Origin of the sequence: Alicyclobacillus sp. SP_1 (genome assembly GCF_024706985.1) — a bacterium.
In the GTDB taxonomy this organism is placed as follows: Bacteria; Bacillota; Bacilli; order Alicyclobacillales; family Alicyclobacillaceae; genus Alicyclobacillus_I.
On the sequence record NZ_JAMCCX010000031.1, the window covers coordinates 1 to 21,212 of the forward strand.

At 47.9% G+C, this 21,212-nt stretch carries 22 protein-coding genes, 1 tRNA gene and 1 pseudogene; 8 read left to right on the plus strand and 16 right to left on the minus strand.

Annotation, left to right across the window (positions count from 1 at the left end):
- Positions 1–621: 621 nt before the first annotated feature.
- The 3 genes from M4I36_RS16710 to M4I36_RS09990 are packed head-to-tail and all read right to left on the minus strand — an operon-like array spanning position 622 to position 2,168.
- A complete protein-coding gene (locus M4I36_RS16710) occupies positions 622–750 on the minus strand; it encodes a transposase (protein WP_308661188.1) in 129 nt (42 codons plus the stop codon).
- Positions 717–1,097, minus strand: coding sequence for a transposase (locus tag M4I36_RS16715; protein WP_483860618.1), 381 nt, complete (start codon positions 1,095–1,097; stop codon positions 717–719). The genes M4I36_RS16710 and M4I36_RS16715 overlap by 34 nt, the downstream gene beginning before the upstream one ends.
- 18 nt (positions 1,098–1,115) lie before the next feature.
- On the minus strand, positions 1,116–2,168 hold the full coding sequence (locus M4I36_RS09990) for a Fic family protein (RefSeq protein WP_258111591.1): 1,053 nt from the start codon (positions 2,166–2,168) through the stop codon (positions 1,116–1,118).
- A 1,226-nt stretch (positions 2,169–3,394) separates the two neighbouring features.
- Here M4I36_RS09990 and M4I36_RS09995 point away from each other — a divergent pair.
- The 5 genes from M4I36_RS09995 (at position 3,395) to M4I36_RS10015 (ending at position 7,453) form a co-directional block, all read left to right on the plus strand.
- Positions 3,395–3,856 (plus strand): hypothetical protein, encoded by a 462-nt coding sequence (locus tag M4I36_RS09995; RefSeq protein WP_258111592.1) that lies wholly within the window; start codon positions 3,395–3,397, stop codon positions 3,854–3,856.
- Between the two features lie 111 nt (positions 3,857–3,967).
- The gene (locus M4I36_RS10000; protein ID WP_258111593.1) at positions 3,968–4,777 is read left to right on the plus strand and encodes a DNA-methyltransferase; all 810 of its coding nucleotides are present in this window, start codon (positions 3,968–3,970) and stop codon (positions 4,775–4,777) included.
- Positions 4,749–5,822 carry a PDDEXK family nuclease gene (locus M4I36_RS10005; protein ID WP_258111594.1) on the plus strand — a complete coding sequence of 358 codons (1,074 nt, stop codon included), beginning with the start codon at positions 4,749–4,751 and terminating at the stop codon, positions 5,820–5,822. The genes M4I36_RS10000 and M4I36_RS10005 overlap by 29 nt, the downstream gene beginning before the upstream one ends.
- A 118-nt stretch (positions 5,823–5,940) precedes the next feature.
- A complete protein-coding gene (locus tag M4I36_RS10010; RefSeq protein ID WP_258111595.1) occupies positions 5,941–6,408 on the plus strand; it encodes a hypothetical protein in 468 nt (155 codons plus the stop codon).
- A gap of 16 nt (positions 6,409–6,424) precedes the next feature.
- Positions 6,425–7,453: a serine/threonine-protein kinase gene (locus M4I36_RS10015; RefSeq protein WP_258111596.1), complete on the plus strand. Its 1,029-nt coding sequence runs from the start codon at positions 6,425–6,427 to the stop codon at positions 7,451–7,453.
- A gap of 358 nt (positions 7,454–7,811) precedes the next feature.
- Here the strand turns inward: M4I36_RS10015 and M4I36_RS10020 are convergent, their stop codons facing one another.
- Entirely contained in the window at positions 7,812–8,348 is a 537-nt protein-coding gene (locus M4I36_RS10020; protein ID WP_258111597.1) for a hypothetical protein, read from the minus strand.
- A gap of 540 nt (positions 8,349–8,888) precedes the next feature.
- Between M4I36_RS10020 and M4I36_RS10025 the strand changes: the two genes are divergently transcribed.
- Entirely contained in the window at positions 8,889–9,332 is a 444-nt protein-coding gene (locus M4I36_RS10025) for a JAB domain-containing protein (protein ID WP_258111598.1), read from the plus strand.
- Positions 9,333–9,863: 531 nt separating this feature from the next.
- On the opposite strand, the gene M4I36_RS10030 is transcribed toward M4I36_RS10025, so the two are convergent.
- The 6 genes from M4I36_RS10030 to M4I36_RS10055 all read right to left on the minus strand — a co-directional run bounded on the left by M4I36_RS10030 (position 9,864) and on the right by M4I36_RS10055 (position 13,555).
- Positions 9,864–10,823: a hypothetical protein gene (locus M4I36_RS10030; protein WP_258111599.1), complete on the minus strand. Its 960-nt coding sequence runs from the start codon at positions 10,821–10,823 to the stop codon at positions 9,864–9,866.
- 128 nt (positions 10,824–10,951) lie between these two features.
- The gene (locus M4I36_RS10035; RefSeq protein ID WP_258111600.1) at positions 10,952–11,668 is read right to left on the minus strand and encodes a type IV secretory system conjugative DNA transfer family protein; all 717 of its coding nucleotides are present in this window, start codon (positions 11,666–11,668) and stop codon (positions 10,952–10,954) included.
- A 2-nt stretch (positions 11,669–11,670) separates the two neighbouring features.
- On the minus strand, positions 11,671–12,348 hold the full coding sequence (locus tag M4I36_RS10040) for a hypothetical protein (protein WP_258111601.1): 678 nt from the start codon (positions 12,346–12,348) through the stop codon (positions 11,671–11,673).
- Entirely contained in the window at positions 12,345–12,689 is a 345-nt protein-coding gene (locus tag M4I36_RS10045) for a hypothetical protein (RefSeq protein ID WP_258111602.1), read from the minus strand. Before M4I36_RS10045 ends, M4I36_RS10040 begins: the two co-directional genes overlap by 4 nt.
- A gap of 74 nt (positions 12,690–12,763) precedes the next feature.
- Positions 12,764–12,988 carry a helix-turn-helix domain-containing protein gene (locus M4I36_RS10050; protein ID WP_258111603.1) on the minus strand — a complete coding sequence of 75 codons (225 nt, stop codon included), beginning with the start codon at positions 12,986–12,988 and terminating at the stop codon, positions 12,764–12,766.
- Positions 12,989–13,141: 153 nt separating this feature from the next.
- Positions 13,142–13,555 carry a hypothetical protein gene (locus M4I36_RS10055; protein ID WP_258111604.1) on the minus strand — a complete coding sequence of 138 codons (414 nt, stop codon included), beginning with the start codon at positions 13,553–13,555 and terminating at the stop codon, positions 13,142–13,144.
- A 283-nt stretch (positions 13,556–13,838) separates the two neighbouring features.
- Between M4I36_RS10055 and M4I36_RS16875 the strand changes: the two are divergent.
- Both M4I36_RS16875 and M4I36_RS10060 read left to right on the plus strand, forming a co-directional pair.
- Positions 13,839–13,934: pseudogene (locus M4I36_RS16875) on the plus strand (transposase-like zinc-binding domain-containing protein); the annotation flags it as partial.
- A gap of 139 nt (positions 13,935–14,073) precedes the next feature.
- Entirely contained in the window at positions 14,074–15,213 is a 1,140-nt protein-coding gene (locus M4I36_RS10060) for a site-specific integrase (RefSeq protein ID WP_258111605.1), read from the plus strand.
- Positions 15,214–15,324: 111 nt separating this feature from the next.
- Here M4I36_RS10060 and M4I36_RS10065 read toward each other — a convergent pair.
- The 6 genes from M4I36_RS10065 to guaB all read right to left on the minus strand — a co-directional run bounded on the left by M4I36_RS10065 (position 15,325) and on the right by guaB (position 20,934).
- Positions 15,325–15,403 (minus strand) — tRNA-Arg (locus M4I36_RS10065).
- Positions 15,404–15,591: 188 nt separating this feature from the next.
- Entirely contained in the window at positions 15,592–16,290 is a 699-nt protein-coding gene (locus M4I36_RS10070) for a hypothetical protein (protein ID WP_258111606.1), read from the minus strand.
- 30 nt (positions 16,291–16,320) lie between these two features.
- Positions 16,321–17,595: a serine--tRNA ligase gene (gene serS, locus M4I36_RS10075; protein ID WP_258111607.1), complete on the minus strand. Its 1,275-nt coding sequence runs from the start codon at positions 17,593–17,595 to the stop codon at positions 16,321–16,323.
- An 85-nt stretch (positions 17,596–17,680) separates the two neighbouring features.
- A complete protein-coding gene (gene pdxT, locus M4I36_RS10080) occupies positions 17,681–18,265 on the minus strand; it encodes a pyridoxal 5'-phosphate synthase glutaminase subunit PdxT (protein WP_258111608.1) in 585 nt (194 codons plus the stop codon).
- Positions 18,266–18,336: 71 nt separating this feature from the next.
- A complete protein-coding gene (pdxS, locus tag M4I36_RS10085; RefSeq protein WP_258111609.1) occupies positions 18,337–19,221 on the minus strand; it encodes a pyridoxal 5'-phosphate synthase lyase subunit PdxS in 885 nt (294 codons plus the stop codon).
- Positions 19,222–19,464: 243 nt separating this feature from the next.
- Positions 19,465–20,934 (minus strand): IMP dehydrogenase, encoded by a 1,470-nt coding sequence (guaB, locus tag M4I36_RS10090; RefSeq protein ID WP_258111610.1) that lies wholly within the window; start codon positions 20,932–20,934, stop codon positions 19,465–19,467.
- Positions 20,935–21,212: the final 278 nt, after the last annotated feature.

The following is a 21,212-nucleotide window of genomic DNA, read 5'->3' on the forward strand; positions in this document are numbered from 1 at the left end:
GGCTCATATTTATGGAGCTTATTGGGACTGATTTAAGCTTTGCAGGGGAAGTCGCCTGATTCATTCAGCACCCCCTATCTAAGAGTTGCTGTAGAGTGTCACCAAGTTCACGTGCGATTTGCTGTGTCAATGCCTGTGCATATTGTCGCGGATGGATTGGATATGTCCTCTGATTTTGGTCAGGATAGTTCTTAAACTTCTCCTTTAACTCTTCCCAAAGGCCGTGTCGGTTCATAGAATAATACCTCTCCTCGCATTTTCACTAGAATGAAAGTGACTTTTGTGGAAAGAGTAATTTTAGAAAGTAGCGAAGCAAACGCTTCCCATGAAATTAATACTTGTTATAGCAAATTGGCAAAAATGGATCAGTGACTAATAAATGAATTTTTTGTTAATGAATTGAGCTTGGTCTAATGATCTGCCAATCGATCCTCAAAATAGAACACCAGTTGCCCTAAGATCTGACCCCAGTTTGCCACTCGCATGATCCGCTTGCGTGTCACTTCCATCGTCGCCAGGTACAGCATTTTCGTCAACGCCTCATTGTTCGGGAAAATACTCTTGCCCTTCGTCGCCTTGCGTAATTGCCGGTGTATCCTTCGATGATATTCGTCGTATATATCACCCGCCGCATCGCCAGCACGTCTTTTTGTCCGTCAGATTCGAGACCAGGGTGGGCGAGATGTCTACACCGTAAATCTGGTGCAGATGAACCCCTATATCGCGCGTACTGACACCGCGCGCATACAGGTCACAAGGCCGATCACCTGGTCTTCCATGCTGGACATGCGCTTTTGGTGCTTCTTGACGATGAGGGAATCCAACTCGCTTTGTCGATCGCGTGGGAGAGCCACGGTGAAGTCACCCAGCTCCGATGTCACGACTTTCTCCTTGGAGTGACCGTTTCGACGGTTCTTGGTATCTTTGTTTTTCTTATCGTGTTTGGCGTAGCCAAGGTGTGTGTCCATCTCCGCCTCAAGCATCTCTTGCACGGTGCTCGCGAAGAGGTCTTTGATCATCGACTGCACGTCATTTAGGTCCTTCAGGTTGCCTTCATTGACAAACTTTCTTCGATTTCGCGTCTCATTGCCTTGAATTTAGAACCGTTCACACAATCACCTTTTCTTTATCCATTTCGCATGACGACCGAGTTCGATACATTCGATAACGCCTTGCCTGCCCAGCTCATTCAGTGTCTTTGTGATGGTCGGACGACTGATGCCAGGACACATCTCCTCAAGCTCTGCCACCGTGAAATCTGCCATAAACCCGTCCACGACTTGACGAATCCTTGCTTGTTTCCATCCTCTTTTCTGCGTCTGCTCAATGGTTCCGACGCGTTCCTCAAAGCGATGATAGGACTCGAGCAACATGGTCAGAAAATACTCAAGCCACGGTGCAAAATCATGTTCAGATTCGTGCCATCCCTGAGAAGAACGCTCAAGCGTGTCATAGTATTGAACCTTTGTGTCCTCGATGACCTTCTCCAAACTGATATACCGTCCTACGATGTATCCGCTCTGATAGAGAAGCAGCAGGGTGAGTAGCCGCGCCATGCGGCCATTTCCGTCTGAGAACGGATGGATGCAGAGAAAATCGAGCACAAATCCTGCAATCAAAATCGACATTGGGAACTGACCGATATCCTTCGCACGATTGAATGACTTGCATAGTTTATTCATAGCATCAGGCGTATTCCACGCGGGAGTCGGTGTGAACCGAACACGAATGGTGCCGTCAGGATGCTTTTCTTCAATCGTATTGTCTGCGGACTTCCACTTTCCACCGCTTGTTCCCGTATATTTCATGAGATAACCATGCAACTGCAGGATGAAATTCGATTCGATTTTGATGTGTTCATAGCTCTCATGAATCATCGCGAGAACATCACGATATCCGGCAATCTCACCTTCAGAACGACTTTTCGGTTCATCCTTCCTATTGACGATGGATTCAAGTCGCTTAGATGAGATGACAATACCCTCGATGCGGTTCGATGATTCCGTGCTTTGAATGATTGCACTCTGTCTGAGTGTATCGAGGACTTGAGGAATTTGTCGCTGAAACAGCTCCTGCTTTCCTCGATACTCACCGAGCTGCGTTGTCGCACTCAGAACCTGAGGACTGATATGAAATTGAGATAGGTAACCTGAATTGAACGTAGACAATGTTATCACCAACCACAGAAATTATATCTATAATTTAGACAGTTTACGATAACATTATACGGTGACATCACAAGGAAGGCAATACATCGGGGATGCCAGCACTCCACGCACTTTACTTCAGAGACCGTGTCGTCGATTCTAAAATGCTCAAGGCACCGGGTCGTTACTTTCGCTATGGAAAATGACGTAGGGATTACAGAATGCGATTGTCGCTGTTTCAACCGTGCAGGGGTTGATAAGTTTAACATAAGCGACTCCTTGAAAGTCTCGGTAGCGGGTCCTGGTCCAGTTTGTGTCCCACGTCGCTTAAATCTGAAAGGATTTTTATCCAACTGCGAGTTTGACTGGTTAGGCCATTCCACTACACATTCCACTACATTAAAGGGCACATAAAAAAATTATGCTCACTGAAGGCACACAAGACAAAAAACAACGCGGATTCTCAGAAACATACATATTACGAGAGAACCCCCGTCATTATTGGATTTTTAGCGAAGAGGGTGGTATTCGAACCACGGAGCCTTTGCGAACTCGTCGGTTTTCAAGACCGCTGCGCTAATTTAATGGCTTCCGCAATGCCGCAAGAATGATGAACAGAAGTGCGATATTAGAAGTTTGTTAGAAAAACGACTTTGCGGCCATCTGAGCACATGTCTCGAATAGCCACAAACCCTTGGTACGTAAAGCCTTCATGGCGCACCCGGAGGGACTCGAACCCCCGCAAGACGCGGTTTAGGAATTGCCCTCCGGGGGTGTTGCTGGGTGACGAAGAATACCACATTTTCTTGCGTGGTGCGGAATTTTCCAAGTTGTTGTATCGCCGAGTGCAGAGAATTATCAGGCGTTCGCTAACAGTACGTTAGCAAATTTGTTAGCAGTCATAGAGCTGGGAATTCCGATTCCATTTTCACCTCTAAAGCTGACTACTCATGTATAAACGTATCGAACATTCATTTCTCCTACAACGCAGGTTTCGGGCACCTCATTATGGAACTGGAGCAGCGGGCATCGGGCTCAGTGATAATGAATACGTGTCGGGAACTTTATAATCTTCGAACCACTGCACCATGTTGGACAGAGTGTTAATCGCGTTTTTCTAGTTTATGAAGCACACCTCATGAAGCTCGAAGTACCGTCAGCTCAAAAATAACGACTCACCGTGTGGATTGGTCAGGAATTGGAAATCATAAGACGGTATTTGAATTCATTCGACAGAGGTGGTTAGAGTGGGAACAAACCATTATCTCTTTGTTACACACCCGGATCCTTTTGATGCTCTAGTAAAGGAGAATCGATGGCTCCTCAAAGACAGGTCTATGGTCTCCAAGTTGCACAATTTGTCGGCTGGTGATGAGGTACTTGTATATGTCGCTGGGCAGAGTGGTATCATCGGGCTTCTTAGAGTGCAAGGTCCATCACAACTCTTACGGGAAACGGCTGTACTGTCGGGTAGAGCCTATCAATATGAACTGCCAGTAGCGTTTGAAATCGCCGTACCAAAAGAATGCGTTGTCCCAGTGAAGCCTTTCGTGCGTGAATTGAATGTCACTCGACGAATTGCGGATAATTGGGGATCTGCCTTTCAACGGTCAATTGTTCGTCTTAATGACGATGACTTTAACTTCCTAAAAACGAAACTTGTCCAAACATATAAGGAATTACATGACAGCGAGCAAAGGCAAGCCTGAAAGGTGTAGGATCGCATCACTCTTCGTGTACATCCCACTTCAAACCCGCTATTATTAGAACAATGATATCTATCGCGTTTTATGCACTTCATAAAGGGTTTGGTGGTACTGATGACACAGGATGTAGCAAGAACGAGGTATTTGACAACGGAATCCGTACGAAATTTGTCGTTCGAGGGACTGTTAGATAAGTTCATATGCGGCGATACAATCGAGATCATGCGAAATTTACCGGATGAATCTGTTGATTTAGTGGTTACGTCACCTCCGTACAATCTCAAAAATTCTACAGGAAACGGTATGAAAGACGGACGTGGTGGTAAGTGGTCAAATGCAGCTCTACTTAACGGGTACATTTCGCATGGTGATTGTATGCCACACGAAGAGTACGTCGCATGGCAACGTGCGTGTCTTACAGAAATGCTCCGTGTTATTAAGGATGATGGGGCTATCTTCTACAATCACAAGTGGCGTGTGCAAAACGGATTGCTCCAAGATCGTCAAGATATTGTTTCTGGCTTCCCAGTTCGGCAGATTATAATTTGGCAGAGGAGGGGCGGAATCAATTTTAATCCCGGATACTTTCTACCGACGTACGAAGTTATTTACCTCATCGCAAAGCCTAAATTCAAATTAGCCAAGTCCGCAAACAAACACGGTGACATCTGGCAAATTAGTCAAGAGATGAACAATCCGCATCCCGCTCCGTTTCCCGTGGAATTAATCGAGCGAGTGATAGGCTCAACGACCGCCGATATAGTCCTTGATCCATTTATGGGTAGTGGTACGACGGCAGTTGCCGCGCGTAACCTGAACCGACATTTTATTGGTATTGATATAGCACAAGAATATTGCGAAATGGCATCTAATCGATTGTTTAATGAGGTGTGGAATGAGTCCAGACGAGAAGAGCAAAATTGAGAAGTTAATACTTGAAAGTCCTTGGAAAAATGCCTATTGGTTCGCACGAATGTTAATCGCCAGCGACAAATATGGTGCAGTAGGCAAAAAGAGCGACCTCTTGGCTCAAATTGCAGCCCAGCTACACATGATTTTAGGCACGAGGGAACACACGGATGAAACAAAACTAACGCTTTGTAAAAACATCATTACGAGTCTTGTAGAAGCAAGCTTCCAGAATGCGAAATCGGTCATTGACAGAGTAAAGTTGTTCAATCAGGATTTAAGCGAAAAAATGCAAACGCTCGACGATGTACGAGTGTTTATCCTGACGGCTGAGGCCATCATGATTCCGATCAATAACGCGCTAACGGGCATTCCGAGTAACGACAGAGAGTATACAGAAGCAACGGCGAAGGCTTATCTAGATTCTCTCGGAACTCAAGGGTTAGCAACGGTCATTAACGTTTGGGACGACTTGGGAGTCGAGGGATGCTTGAATGCCGAGCGTTCTGCTGTTGTCCGTGAGTTTACCCGGCTTAGACGAGACATTCAAGAAATGCCAGAGATGGAAGCCAACATGATTCTAACGGCTTTTACACAAGAGTTTGAACGCAGGTTAAGCCAAAAGCGAAAGAGCCGTGCTGGTGGGAGTTTAGAGGATGTTGCATCTTTCTTGTTTGATTATTATGGAATCCCAGCGGCCCACGCGCCTGATCATTTCCAAGCTGACATCGAGGTCGATAAATGGGTCAAATGTGGTGATGGGTGGTTAATTGGAATTAGTTGCAAGAGAACGTTACGCGAACGGTGGAAGCAGGTTTCGAGTGCAGATCGCGGCGTGTTGAGTAAGTACAAAATCAAGCAAATGTGGCATCTATCAACGTACGACGAAGACTTGAGCGACGACAAAATCACGACCTTAGGCAATCAAGGCCACCTGTTTTACCTGCGTGATGACTCTCGAAAGTTGCTGAATGCAAGTAACCACGTTGGAATGAAGGACTATGTTAGACCAATGAGTTCTTTTGTTGAAGATTTGAAGAGAGAACAAACCAGATATTGACCAACAACACACCTTTGAAAGTTGATTTACGTTTTCTTTTATCTGTATATGATTACCGTTGTTAATGAATTTAAGCAAACTTTTATTTACATACGAAGTTTCAAAAGGTGGGTTAGGCTTGAAGTCTATCGGTATCAGGGTAAGCCCGAAAACGATTTATTACTGTATCGCGACTGCCGACGAGGATTCTCTAGTGTTGTCTGTTGAAAGCTTGACCGTGCCAAGGGCGCTTGATATCCCAAAGCAGTTGGCATTTATTCGTACGACATTGCAGTCGATCATAGCCGAATTCAAGGTTGAATTAGCAGGGATACGTGTCTATGAAGGTAGTACGCAAAACCTTGATCGATTCAGAATTAACATTGAGGGTGTTGTGCAAGAACTTCTAGCCAACTCTACTGTCCAGCGATACTATTCCGGAACAAAGTCTACTCTAGGAAGATTGTTAAACACTGATGTTAAAATGATTACGGCTAACATAGACGGAGAGTTCCATTTACCTGGCTTTAGTGTAGAGGATTGGGCTGACTATGGTAAAGAAGAACGCGAGAGTATTTTAACCGCTCTTGGTGCACTAAATTTATAGAGAATAGGGTGTCAAAATGTACATCACCAATCTGGATTTCGAACACAGATTTGATGTCTCAAACGGGCAAGGTAGGAATTCGACGGTCTTCGTTGCTTGGGACCCTCAATTAGATACGGAGATCGTCATTAAACAACTCAACAAATCTGCTTTTAGGAACCCTGATGCGTACTTTAATGAGGCCCGAATTCTCAACACTGCGAGTCACCCCAATGTCGTACCGATTAACTATGCTACTTACGACAATGATTACATCTACCTCGGAATGCCTTACTACAAAAAAGGCTCTTTGGAGACACTCATCAACTCGAGGTATTTGACGGTTCGAGAAATCGTGAAATACGGTCTGGAGTTCCTTAGTGGGGTACATTATATCCATACGAAGGGCCTTCTACACCTGGATGTGAAGCCTACAAATGTACTTATAAATGACTCCGATGTCGCTGTCTTGACCGATTTTGGCTTGACCAAATATGTCGATGTGAACGGATTCGCAGAACCAGATAAAACGTATGGAAAGCATTTTCCACCAGAAGCTTTTATAAGTAATAAAGCAGATGTGTTGTTTGACATCTATCAGTGTGGCCTTACCTTGTACAGAATGTGCAACGGTAACCAAGAGTTTCAGAGACAGTGGGATTCATTCACTGACAAACCGAATGCTATTCAACAGGGGAAGTTTCCAGATCGTGTGAAGTTCTTGCCACATATCCCGGCGCAACTGCGTAAAGTAATCACGACTGCTCTAAAAGTCAGTGGAACCGAACGATATAGCACGGTTCTGGACATGATAAACGCTTTGTCGAAAATTGACAAAGGTTTGGATTGGAGCTACAATTATTCGAACCGAACACACGTTTGGACACGCGAGGAAGATGCAAAAATAAAACGAATATCTGTTATTCCTAACAACGGCAAATGGGATGTAAAGGGAGAACAAGACTCATTGGGGAAACTTCGAGCCAAGAATGATTGGACTTCCACTGGTCATCAGAGCGAATCACACGCTTTCAAGCAAGTGCAGAAAATAATTACATCAAACTGAGGTCCAATTGGAGGTTCGATACAATGGCGAAGTTGACAATTCAAATCAACCGCTCGTCCCGTAAAAAACTTGCGAACCCTCACTCTACCGAGACTCGCCACAAGCGACTTGTGGAGTCTGAGGCAATCGATCTCCGGTGTAACCACACAACAGTTGATTTAGGAAATGGTTATTTTCGAAACATTCCGATTGATGATGCACGCAAGTTTACATGAAGATTTTCGCCGTGTCTGTTCGATCGAATAGACGTGTTTTCTGTTTATGCGTATTTGTACTGAGCGGCAGTTGACTGATTGCTGGGTTTATTGTTTGATAAAGCCGCCCCATGATTGAGGCGGCTCGTTTGCGGTGCAGTGCTTTAATCCTTTAAGTCCTCTAAAGACAGTCCGTGTTTAGTTAAGACTTCATTGAAGGCATCATCTAACGCTTTCATTTGCTGGGGCACGTAATCATGTACTTCCATGGGTATACCGAAGATGTACCTTAATTCCCCCTTATCTGGATCGTAACTCGGGTCATACGAACGAGGACGTGTGGCAGATTTCTGAGAATGAGAGGTACGGCGACGCTGAATACCATAATAATTACAAATTTCTTCTATTTGCTCATTGGAAAGTGATCCGACGACACCATCCGGCGTAATCGCAACGAAAAAGGCCACCCCGTAAACATCCGATGCGTTTTGGACATGAAAATTAAACGATTCTCCTTTTTGTGCTGCTGTCTTATCGTAACACAACACAACATTACTGAGTGCACTGTCACTTGGATCAGGCAAACCACGGTACAAGTCATTCCCGAATATCGCACGTGTCGTTTCTGCGCCTAGTGCTATACGTTTTACAACTGCTAATTTGCCAGGGCCTTTAACTAACATTCGTCCAATCTCCTCCATGTTAAACCTCCTCATTCATTCCGGCTATGGTTTATCCGGTTAAGTAGACGATATCATCTCTATTATTTTTTTCAATTTCATGGTATATAAGGGTGATCCAGGTGCAAGATCTGGTGTTGTAACTATAGAGTTGTGCATTATATTTGGGGTGTTACAAAAATTGATGGTTTTGATCGAGGCAAAATACTGCACAGTTTGCTTTCATAATAGATAATCACCGATTTATTAAATGTGTCGAATTTGTAACGAATAAGAAACGACTAAAATCCAAACAGAATGGATGTTCGGAGCGCCGTAACATCGACCGCGTTTTATTTGTGTTGTCCTCCGCTGTATATCGTCTCCGCCCCACCAAGGCTATCACCGTCCCCCTCATTACAAAGGGGCAGCGCTCCTTATCCTCCCTCGGCATGTCTCTCAAGAAGATTGCTCAGTCCGGTACCGCGCTTAAACCCTTTGCAACGAGCCTCTACGACGATGATTTGTCCGCCTTGGCGGAGCCGCCCAAGGGCCGCTTCGGACAAAAGGGGGATGATTCAAATGACAACAAATCGTTTGCCCATCTACGGGGTACAGCTTGTGAGGGAACGTTCATTGATGTCAGAAGTGAAAGTGATCAGGAGCGCGGACGATGCTAGCGACGTCATGACGCAATATCTTGATGGTGCGGATCGTGAGCATTTCGTGGTGATTTTATTGGATACAAAGCACCGCGTCAGAGGAATCCACACAGTGAGTATCGGATCGCTTGATGCCTCGATTGTGCATCCGCGTGAAGTCCTGAAACCAGCAATTCTGGGGAATTCATCGGGTATCATTGTCGCGCACAATCACCCAAGCGGAGACCCTACACCGAGCCCTGAAGACATCGCGGTCACTCGTCGCCTGGCAGAAGCTTGCAAAATCATGGGAATTAACCTTCTCGATCACATCATTGTTGGAGATGGACGCTACAGCAGTTTGCAGGCACTGGGGTACATGTGAGAGGCGGCCTTTGCCGCTTCTCCTTTCACAATTCAAAATCATGAACTGAGGCCGATAGAAGATGTTAATTATCAAATACTCAAGACGCGGAATTACAGCAGTTGCACAGGGGGTCAATGGTTGGAAATACGCTCATTAAGATTAGTGGATCAGTCGTGATGTGCGCTTGCGGCCACGGCATTGCAGAAGACGCAAGGCATGATGCTTTGCGTGTATTCTGCGAGCCCAGATCGGAGGTTGACGGAAAATGCAACGATTGAAATACGGCAGTCCGCCGTCGTTCTCCGGCCTTGCATTGTTACGATGGCGAGTACCCAGTGCAATGGATGGCTGTTGTCGCTGAAATGACGGACCGCGGAGTGTAGCTATGTGTAGATGGCGATACTGAGGAGTTCGTAGCATGGTGTGAGGTGGAGGGAGTAGAACTGGTTGATAAATTGGATTAAGGTTAGGGATGTTGAGGTGTCTTTGTGAAGATTGGGGCACGCATGGCGGCTTTCGATAAACACCCTGAGCAGAAGGTGAGGGCGATTAACCCTCCCTTTTCATTAATTTTTTTAGATCAGACGCGGTCGCTGGCGGTAAGAAGTCGTGTTCGCCCTGAAAGTACTGCACTTTGTGGATTCTTCTCTTAAAAGCCATCCAAGTAGAGGCTTGCTCCATTCTGATGTTTGTGTACTGTTGCTCGAGCATCATGTTTGAAAGGATATAGACCTTCGTGTAGCAGGCTTGTCGATTGGTGTATCGACAAGGTAACTGAAGCGGATAACCATCCAAATAATTTAACATATCACTAATTTTCAGTTGACTCCTGAACTCGTCAAAAAGCAACACATCTTGGCTTTCGTATTGGTCGAATGGATGCTCGTAATCAGTGACACGATAAACCGTGCTGTAACCATGCTTCTCCATTACGTATTTCGTCTTGCCGACACCAGTCGGACCCCAGATGTAATTAACCTCCAGTTTGCGGAACTTTGTTTTGTATTCCTCGGCTTTAATCACCAAACGGGCACGGTCAATTTTATCAATGTGTAGTAGGTGTTCAGGTATTTGCTCCATTATTTCAAAATTAGTTGAACCAGATTTAATCATGTCATACAAGTCTGCTAAATCATTTCGTGTGCCTTTTCGCTCCACGGGCATTTCTCCGTGCTCTTCAAATGTGCCAGGTATCGTGGTGCCATGTTTTTTGTCGTTCGACCATTTGCCGGCCTTCATGATGTAGTCCCTGTTTTGCTCAGAGGTACCGTGAGCAATTTCTAAGTGAGCCTCATTAAAACAGTTTTTAATCGTAGAAAATCTGACTGCACTGGAGAACACTACGTAAATGTGGGTGTGATGCGTTGACCCTAACTCGTCAGCCATACAATAGTAAAGTGTTGACTTAAGATGGTCGAGTTCCTTTTTGATTCGTTCATGCGTAAATCCATAGTCTAACGGGTTATTGATCGTTATTTGCCACTTTCTGGACTGTGTATCTTTTGGCATCTAAGTCTACCTCCTAATATTTGCGACATGCGACAGAGGTTGGCTAGGTAATACTGGGCCTAGCCAACTCGCCGCGCTCCGCGCGTCGTGGTCGGGAGGCTCCTTGGGCTTCGCCCACGCCTCCCGACCTACAGCGGCCTTGCGACGACACGCCGGATATATGCCTCCATCCTCGCTACGTCCCGCACAGTTGGCACCTTGATTGCGGCCATATCCGTTCCGTTAATCAACATGTGGCCGCTCCCGACACCCGAGACGGGTTGCATCATATCCCTGTCGAATCCGAACATAGAGGCGCTCTCTTTGCTGAGGTTGCCGAGCGCAACCACAAGGCCAAAATTGTCGCGAGATCCTTTTGCAAATGTCTCTGCATCCGCTCGCTGCTGCACGTTCAATATATGAATATTTCTAGATCTACCTAGCATCAGAAGTGTCGATAGTTTCAAACGAGCTGCATCAGCTTCCTTTTTGTCAATGGTATTTAGGAATGCAGCCCATTCATCGAACACTAAAAGCCGAAAGTCACGACATGTGTCCTCTCCACGCTGACGGGCGAGGAATGCTTTATAGTACCTGTCCAGCCCTTCGAGACAGTCGAGGAACTCATAGTGATTTGGTGCACCCGCGAGAAAGTGAAAGTCTTCGGCTTTGAAGTCACACAACACTACACTGGCATTGCGCACTCGCAGCCCAATTCGCGCAAGAACGAGCTTAACAAGGAATGTTTTGCCGGAGCCAGTTGGCCCCACCACAATGGCGTGGGGCACTGATTCGAAGTTCCAAGCTCGGTAATGATGGATGCCTTCCGTAAGCAACTCAGCATCTAGTGCAACGTTAATCGGCACTTTCAAAAATCCTCATCTGGCGGTTCGGGCGGCAGTGGCGTCGTGGCAGCAAACTGAGACTTGACGACATACTGCCATTTCAAGTCCGAATCCACAATTAGCACGTCTACGAATAAGTTAGTCATATCATCGTAAACACGGTCGATCCAAAAAATCGGCATATTGCCGCCGCAGAAAGCGAACGGAATGTTAACGACGAGCCCCTCGCGCAAATGAGCAATGATGCGAGCTTGGATAATCTGCGCGAACAGTCGTAAATCCTCCTGGGTACTCGTGCCTCGCTTGCGTTTCGGTGCCCGTACGGTCACGAACTCGATACCGTCTCGATTCGAAACGCAAGGATTGACAACGATGTCTTGCAGATCGAGCGGTCGCATCGCATCGATACGGTTATGCACCTCAGACAGCACAGCGTACATTTCACGAACTGTCGACTCGATCAGATTGTAAGTCGGAGCTTGCGAGACTGGACGGAAACGTTCGACAATCAGGTAAATGACAACCACGAATGCAAGCAGATAGAAGATCCAATATCGGATCGTCGCCACCGCCACGAGGATAGCCATGAAGGCAAGAATCAGCGTTGATAGCAACATCTTGTCTTCAATTGATGCCTGCCCCTTTTTCAAACGATTGACCGCGGTGGAAACATGCCTAAAGAATTGCACCAATCTAGTCATGACTTAGCCACCCCTCGATTCACTACAATTGCCTTATCCGCCTTACAAGAAAGCTGATAGTCACCTGAGCGGTCTCTATAAAACTTGCAAATAGCTGACTCGAACGTCATTAGAACAGGTTCGCTCAGTTGTTCATTGGTAATTACCGGGCTATGCCCGGGTACTTTCACAACAACGCGCTCATACCCAAGCTTAGGCAGAACACAAGTATAGGCCACACCTTCGACTTGGTCCGTTTTCACGCCATTCACGTACTTGTAGTATGGCCCCTCGCTGATGCAAAGCACTTCAGGAGAACCCACAATCGCCTGAAAATCAAAGGACTTACCTTCCAGTCGCATATTAAGCATCCCTTTCTTTGTTAGAAGTTTACTTCTTGCTCATTTTCGAACACTGAATTACGCCCACGACGGCATTAAAACGAGCTATCTTGCGCGGTGCCCCGCAACCACTTGTCGATCACATCGGCATGAAACAGAATCCGAGACCTGACACGCACATACGGGATTTGGTTTTCTCGCACCATCGAGTAAACTGTTGTTCGGCCTACACCGATTACTGAAGCAACCTCAGAGACTGTCATCGTCACGTTCGTGATGGACTTCTTCAGCTCTTTGCTCCCGTTCATGCTCTCCTGCATCCTTTTGCTCCCCTCCAATCGCGTAAATCTAGTATTGTTACTGGCATGGGAGGCAACCGCGATGTGCAGCATGTCTCATTGGCTGCCCCTTCTGCCTGAGTTCAGGATACTTCTGAAAATGATTCGGATTTTCGTCGCGCAAGCGAAACTTGGTCATCTCTTGCGTGCTACAATGAGAGGTTTGAAACCAGCGTCATAAAGTGCATCATTTATTTCAAATAGGGTGCACTTACCTTTGGATGATGCAATTATGTCGCGAATAATAATGTCCTTCTGGTGACAATCGCTCAAAGAGTAGCTGGCTTTCGATAAGAAATGGTTCAATTCTTCAACTGTGGGGAATTTGAACGCGATCGCAATTGCGATCGCATACTCCTGCTCAATTCGGTACTCTGGGTCAGATTCGTATCTTCTTCGAATGTTGTACTTGTACTTAACGTCTAGATTCACTGTCTTGAGAACCTTGTCTAGCTCCCTCTCAGCTGAAGCATAATCACACGGTTTCCCAGTAGACCGTTCAACCCTCTGTTTGCACACCTGGATCAGAACATCAAAAAAGGTTTCCACGAAACATCGCTCCTCGAGATGGAATCGAGGAGGATAGAAAGATGTGTTGATAAAGTGCGCGTAAAAGCATATTTTAAAAAAGTTTAATAGCCTACATTGCGAGGGGGACTATTAGGTGATTACGATTGATTGCCCGAGAACAGAGAAAAAGTGCTCAAACTTCTTTAAGCGCGGATTTGCGGACAGTGATAAGCATCGTCAGCGTTACCAGTGTCGCGATTGTGGATTCCTTACCGTTGGGGAACGTGACAAAAGTGGCAGTATTGTCCCGCCCACTATGAAGTGCAAAAAGTGTAGTTCCAAGTTGATCGTCGGGTACGGAAGACACAATCCCGGAAAGCAAAGATATAAGTGCAAGAATTGTGGTATTACTTTCTCTTACAACAACCCGAATTATGACCCAAGGGACCATTGGATGTCTTAAAAACCCAGATCCCGATGTTTTGTTAAATGTTGAACTCTCTTCCCATGGAAATTGTTATAATGTTCCCAAAGTAATAATAGAGGAGGTTTTTTGTTTGCGTGGTTCCGTCGTTAAAAGGGGTTCAACGTGGTCAATAGTTTTTGATATTGGACGGGATGAACAGGGAAAAAGGAAGCAAAAATGGGTTGGCGGCTTTACAACGAAGAAAGAAGCGCAGGCAGCCCTTGCCGAACAAGTCACGGCAGTTGAAAAAGGCTCCTTTGTTGCGCCCGCGAATCAAACATTTGCGGATTTTTTGAACGAGTGGGGGGAACAGAAGAAATTACAGGTACGCCCTAGCACATGGCGCAGTTACGAATGGACTTTGAACTACCACATCATACCTCACATAGGACATTTAAAGCTTAAACAAATTACACCAAATCATATTGAAAGGCTGTACAAACAGCTTAGAGAAAGTCCTAGACCCGATGGAAAACCAGGTAATTTATCCGAGCGAACTATTCTCCATGTTCATCTAATCTTGCAGAACGCATTAGATCGAGCGGTTCGTTGGAACTTAATTGGGCGAAATCCATGTAAACTCGTCGACGCACCGCGGCCCAAAAAAGTAGAAATGAAGGTTTGGAGCAAAGAACAGTTGCAAAAATTTATTGCTGTCTCGTCTGAAGATGAACTCCATCATGTATTCCTGTTATTGGCGACCACAGGGATGAGAATAGGTGAAGTCTTAGGCCTACGATGGAGTGACGTTGACCTTGTCAATTGCAAAGTAACCGTTCAACAGCAATTATCATTCGTGAAAGGCGGATACGTTGTTCAACCACCTAAAACGCGTTCTGGTAACAGAACCATTCCAGTCCCGAACCAAGTAATTGATGTCCTGAAAGATGTCAAGAAACAACAAGATTTCAAAAGGGAATTTTTCGGAGAGGATTATCAAACGGGCCTCGATTTTGTGTGCTGTACGGATAAGGGGACTCCGCTGTACCACGGGAATTTTACCGCGAGATGGAATTCGCTAATTCAAAAGGCTGGGATACCTCGTATCCGTATTCACGACATTCGCCATACCCACGCATCATTATTACTGCAGCAGGGGGTTAATCCCAAGGTCGTAGCTGAGCGACTCGGACATGCCAATGTTAGCATCACACTAGACACATACACACACTTGCTCCCGGGCATTCAGGAAAAGGCAGTCGATACGTTTGCTAAAGAGCTTTTCGGCTAACCGAAAAACCGTTTCGCAACACGAAGGTTAGCATTTTGTTAGCAAAAAGGGTTTGCAGCTCAGATGTTAGTAAACACCTTTAGCCACAAACCCTTATGCACTAACCTTTTCTGGCGCACCCGGAGGGACTCGAACCCCCGCAAGACGCGGTTTAGGAAACCACCGCTCTATCCACCTGAGCTACGGGTGCACGTAAATCTTCCGCATATTGTGGCACATCTTTCGGTTAGGTCGATATCTGAACAGAATGTCCAATCACCTAACTCCAACGTACCGGGAACCAATTCGCCGATACATGAGCTAGTATAACCCATGCGGCGTTGTATGTGCCACTGCTCGTTCCGGTCTTTCTCAGCCAATGGCACTGTTCATCTCGTTTCATGGGGTCATCTGAGCATCTGGCAGCTTGGCTTCTGCGGTAATACCAGGAACATCTTGAGAAGTGGAACGGGTGGATTGCAAAGACGTCGAAGAGGAGGAGGTGGATGGTGTTCTTTGCATGGGCGACTCTTCACGAACGGAGGAAGTCGGGTCTGTGGAAGAAGCTCCCGCTACGCGCGAGGCCTCCCTCACGTCGTGCGGGACAGTGGCGGAGCGCACATGCGGCGCGCCGATAGGAACTGCACCAAAGGCTTCGGTCGATCCGATGGCAGGCATGGCAAACCGGCACTGTTCCAACACCAATACGAGATACCCGACTTGACATCGCAACTCTTTGACGCGCAGAGTCACTCCGAGTGGCTGCAGTAGCGCGGGCACGTGAATTCGCAAGCTCTGTCGCAGCACTTCCACGCCCGGCGGACCGTCTTTTAGGGCCTCTTTCAATTGCCGCTCCACCAACGCGGAGGGAATATTGACTAATTTGTGCGCGGAAATTTCCAAGGTAATGGTGTCCGTTGCCCAGTCGGCGGAAGGTCGCGCCACGAAGTCGATATTCCATACGAGTAGGCGGATTTGTCCGTGGACACCAGACTCGCTAATATCCACAATACGGGCTTTGAGGTCCGGAGACAATTCTGCCATCCAATCATTTAAATCAGCACTCGACAGACGTACTTCAACGTGGGAAACGCGCACGACCATCCTCCTCCAAGTGAGTTCATCGACTCAGTCTAACACCTCAAGGCCCCCCATGTAGGGCACAAGAGCCTTCGGCAACCGCACCGATCCATCTGCCTGTTGCCCATTCTCAAGAATGGCGGCAATCGTTCGACCCACGGCGAGACCGGACCCATTCAGTGTATGCACAAATTCTGGTTTTGCTGACTCCTCTCGACGAAAACGCAAATTGGCGCGCCTTGCTTGATAATCTTCAAAGTTGGAGCAAGAGCTGATTTCCCTATAGGTCTGCTGCGCAGGTAGCCAGACTTCCAAATCGTATTTTTTCGTTTCCTTGGCACCGAGATCGCCCGTGCAAATTTCAATGACTTGATAGGGCAACTCCAGCGCTTCCAGAATGTCTGCACAGTCTTCTACCAGCATGTCCAATTCCCGGTAGGATTCTTCTGGCTTCACGAGCTTGACGAGCTCTACCTTCTGAAACTGGTGCAACCGAATGAGGCCGCGTGTGTCTTTCCCGGCAGATCCCGCCTCGCTCCGAAAGCACGAGCTATACCCGGCGAATTTGACTGGCAATTGATGGGCCGCCAAAATTTCATCGCGATAGTAGTTGGTCAATGGAACTTCGGCAGTCGGTATGAGATAGTAAGGAAGTCCTTCGAGTTTGAACATCTCTTCACTGAATTTCGGCAAATTGCCTGTTCCAACGAGGCTTTCGTTGTTGGCAATAAACGCCGGGAACATCTCCGTATACCCGTTTTGGTCCGTCTGAAAGTCAAGCATAAAGCTGGCTAGTGCCCGTTCCAGCCGCGCACCGAGCCCCTTGTAGACGACAAACCGGCTGCCCGTAATTTTGGTGCCGCGCTCAAAGTCAACCATGTCGAGAGCAGCAGCAATCTCATAATGAGGCTTCGGCTCAAACGAGAAACGCGGCTTTTCTCCCCAGTCGCGCACAAACACATTGTCCTCTTCAGACTCACCGTTTGGCACCGACTCATGCACGACGTTGGGAATCTCCAAGAGCAGCGCACGTACCTCTGCATCCTGTTCGCGAACCGTCTCGTCCATCACTTTAATGCGGTTGGACACTTCTTTCATTTGTTCGATCTCGCTGGCCGCATCCGCCCCAGACTTCTTTAGATGGGCAATGGCTTCCGATGCCCTGTTGCGCTCGCTTTTGAGTTGTTCCACTTCCGCCAGCGCTTTGCGCCACGCTTCGTCCACCGCCAAGAGACGGTCGAGAAGAGACAAATCGACTTTTTTTCGCTCCAAGCCTTTTCGGTAATAGTCTGGTCGAAGGCGAATATCCTTTAAATCCAGCAAGCCTGTCACCTCACTCTGACCTCAGATGGAGAAATGGCGACACGTCTTTGCGCGCCGCCGAAGATGTCCTTACGAAAAATTGCCTTTACGATGCGTTCTTCACGCCGACCATGTGTTCCAAAAAGTACTGATGAAACCGGGAGTCGTCCGTCAATTCCGGGTGGAACGAGATAGCCAAACAATTTCCCTGGCGTACTCCCACAATGCGTCCCTCGTACTCGGCGATAGTCTCGACACTCTCACCAATGCGCTCAATGTGCGGAGCGCGAATGAAGACAGCCGGAAAATCGGGATTGCCCAAAATAGGCACGTGCAAATTTGCTTCAAAAGAATCTTTTTGACGTCCAAACGAATTTCGATTGACCGTCACATCCATGACGGCCAAGTGGGGTTCTTCGCCACCCGCAATCTCCGTAGCCATGACAATCATACCAGCGCACGTGCCAAACATCGGCAGACCCTTTTGTACCAATTCACGAATCGGTTGGATGAGACCATACTCGCGCATCAGGCGACCGATTGATGTACTCTCGCCCCCGGGTAAAACCAGGCCGTCTAGTCCATCCAAGTGACTCGTGCGTTTGACGTCGACCGTTTCGGCGCCGAGGCCACGCAGCATCCGGTTGTGCTCACGAAATGCCCCCTGCACTGCAACAATTCCAATCTTCATGCCGTCAACCTCACCATGCAGAGGATGGTGACCGCCGCCGAGGCGGTCACTTGCTTCCGAGAGTTAAAATCTTACCAACCGCGCGAGGCCATTCTCTCGTCTTCACGGAGTGTGTTCAGGTCAATGCCTTTCATCGCCGTCCCAAGTCCCTTGGAAAGTTCGGCAATCAGAGCATAATCCTGATAATGCGTGGTCGCTTGAACAATCGCGCGTCCAAATTTCTCGGGATTCTCCGACTTGAAGACGCCAGAGCCCACGAATACTCCGTCCGAGCCCAATTCCATCATCAACGCTGCATCTGCTGGTGTCGCGATGCCGCCAGCAGCGAAATTGACGACCGGCAACTTGCCCATCTCATGCACTTGAAGCAGCAGCTCATACGGTGCTCCAAGATTTTTGGCTTCAGCCGACAGTTCATCCCGAGACATGGCCTGGATGCGGCGGATTTGACCTTGCATCATGCGCTGATGCTTCACAGCTTCAATGATGTTGCCCGTGCCAGGCTCGCCTTTTGTGCGAATCATGGCAGCACCTTCACTGATACGGCGAAGAGCCTCGCCAAGGTCCCGAGCGCCGCAAACGAAGGGCACCGTGAAAGACGACTTATCCACATGGTACTTGTCGTCAGCGGGAGTCAGGACCTCACTCTCGTCCAGGTAGTCCACCCCGAGTGACTCAAGCACACGAGCCTCAACAATGTGACCAATCCGACATTTTGCCATGACCGGAATGGAGACGGATTTCATGACTTCTTCTATAATCGTCGGATCCGCCATCCGCGCCACGCCCCCGGCAGCACGAATATCCGATGGTACGCGCTCCAGTGCCATGACGGCGCAGGCACCAGCAGCTTCCGCTATTTTCGCCTGCTCTCCGTTGATGACGTCCATAATGACGCCACCTTTTTGCATTTCTGCCATGCCTCTTTTGACTCTTTCAGTTCCTACGTTTGCCATGTGATTCTCCCCTTCGTACATCAATCCGCTTGCCTGATGACATCAGGTCAAGCGGAAAGTGATTTCATTTCACTCGAAGTTATCCACAGAGATATGCACAAATCGAGTTTAGACTGTGAATAAGTATATCACATTTGCCCCTTCGCGACGAAACGGCACGGTCCATCTCAAGACGCCGCACAGGTTGCTTGGAGTACCGCTGCGACGTGCTTCAAGACATGCCAGAAATTCTCCGCCCAGGCGTCAAATACTATAATTCGGAGCCTCTTTGGTAATGTGCACATCGTGTGGATGACTTTCCCGCAATCCGGCCGACGTGATGCGCATGAACTGCGCTTCGTCTTGAAGATGCTGCACAGTCGGAGTTCCACAATACCCCATACCAGCGCGAATGCCGCCCGTCAATTGGTAGAGAATCTCCGCCAGGGATCCGCGATAAGCAACACGACCCTCAATACCCTCCGGAACGAGTTTTTTGGCCTCGCCTTGAAAATACCGGTCTCCACTCCCAGCTTTCATCGCGCCAATCGAGCCCATGCCTCGGTAAACTTTAAATCGGCGTCCTTGATAAATCTCGATTTCCCCCGGACTCTCCTCAGTACCCGCTAAGAGTGACCCAATCATCACGGTACTTGCGCCTGCAGCCAGTGCTTTGACAATATCTCCAGAATACTTGATGCCGCCATCCCCGATGATGGGTATACCACGTGGACGGGCAGCCCGTGCACACTCGTAGATTGCCGTTACCTGTGGCACGCCAATTCCCGCTACGACGCGCGTTGTGCAGATAGATCCCGGTCCAATCCCCACCTTCACGGCATTGACGCCAGCTTCAATGAGCATCTCTGTGCCTTCAGCAGTCGCCACATTACCTGCCACCAGCTGAACGTGCGGATACTTCTGACGCAGATCCTTGACAGCGCGCACTACACCTTCAGAGTGCCCATGCGCAGTATCGACCACCAACACATCAACCTGGGAGTGGACGAGGGCTTCAGCGCGATCGAACATGTCCGCTGAGACAGTCAACGCAGCGCCCACCAACAGGCGGCCTTGGCTGTCTTTAGCTGCACTTGGATATTGCCGGGCCTTCTCAATGTCCTTGATAGTAATCAATCCGCACAGTATCCCTTGTTCATCAACGAGAGGGAGTTTCTCAACTTTATGTCGGCGCAAAATCTCCTTTGCCTCGGCCAAAGTAGTTCCAACCTTCGCCGTTACGAGATTTTCTGTGGTCATGACTTCACGGATGGGCCGCTCGTAATTCTTCTCGAAACGTAAATCGCGGTTTGTGATGATTCCGACCAACCGTCGCGTTCCTTCCTCAACCACTGGTACGCCGGAGATCCGATATTTGGCCATGAGTGCTTCTGCATCCTGGACAGGATGGTTAGGAGAAAGAAAAATGGGATTGGTGATGACGCCGCTCTCGGAGCGCTTAACCTTGTCAATTTCCTCTGCTTGCTGAGAGATGGTCATGTTTTTGTGGACAATTCCAATACCACCTTCCCGTGCCATGGCAATGGCCAGTGTCCCATCGGTGACCGTATCCATGGCGGCACTGACGATGGGAACGTTTAAACGGATGTCCGTGGTGAATTGACTTGCCACATCCACATCTTTGGGCAAAACCGAAGAGTAACCGGGTACAAGCAACACATCATCAAAGGTGAGACCTTCACGCTGAAACTTCGTCTCCCATCCTGTCGGCAAGCTCGCTCCTCCTTTTTCATAACGGCGAACAAATGTTGCGTGGATTATAGCAGTCATGAAAAAAGTGTGTCAATCAATGCGCGACTTTAGGTTGCGTGATTGTTCCCCATTCATACAAACCGCCACATTTCCTCCATACAAATGAATGAATCAGAAAACTCTCTGCCAGACCCGTGCCCACGTGCCGATCTCGCCCTTGCAAAAGCAGCCGGCAGCGTGGGCCTGAGTGTTCACCCACAACAATAAAAGCCCCGAGGGGAGGGTGGACAGAGATGGTC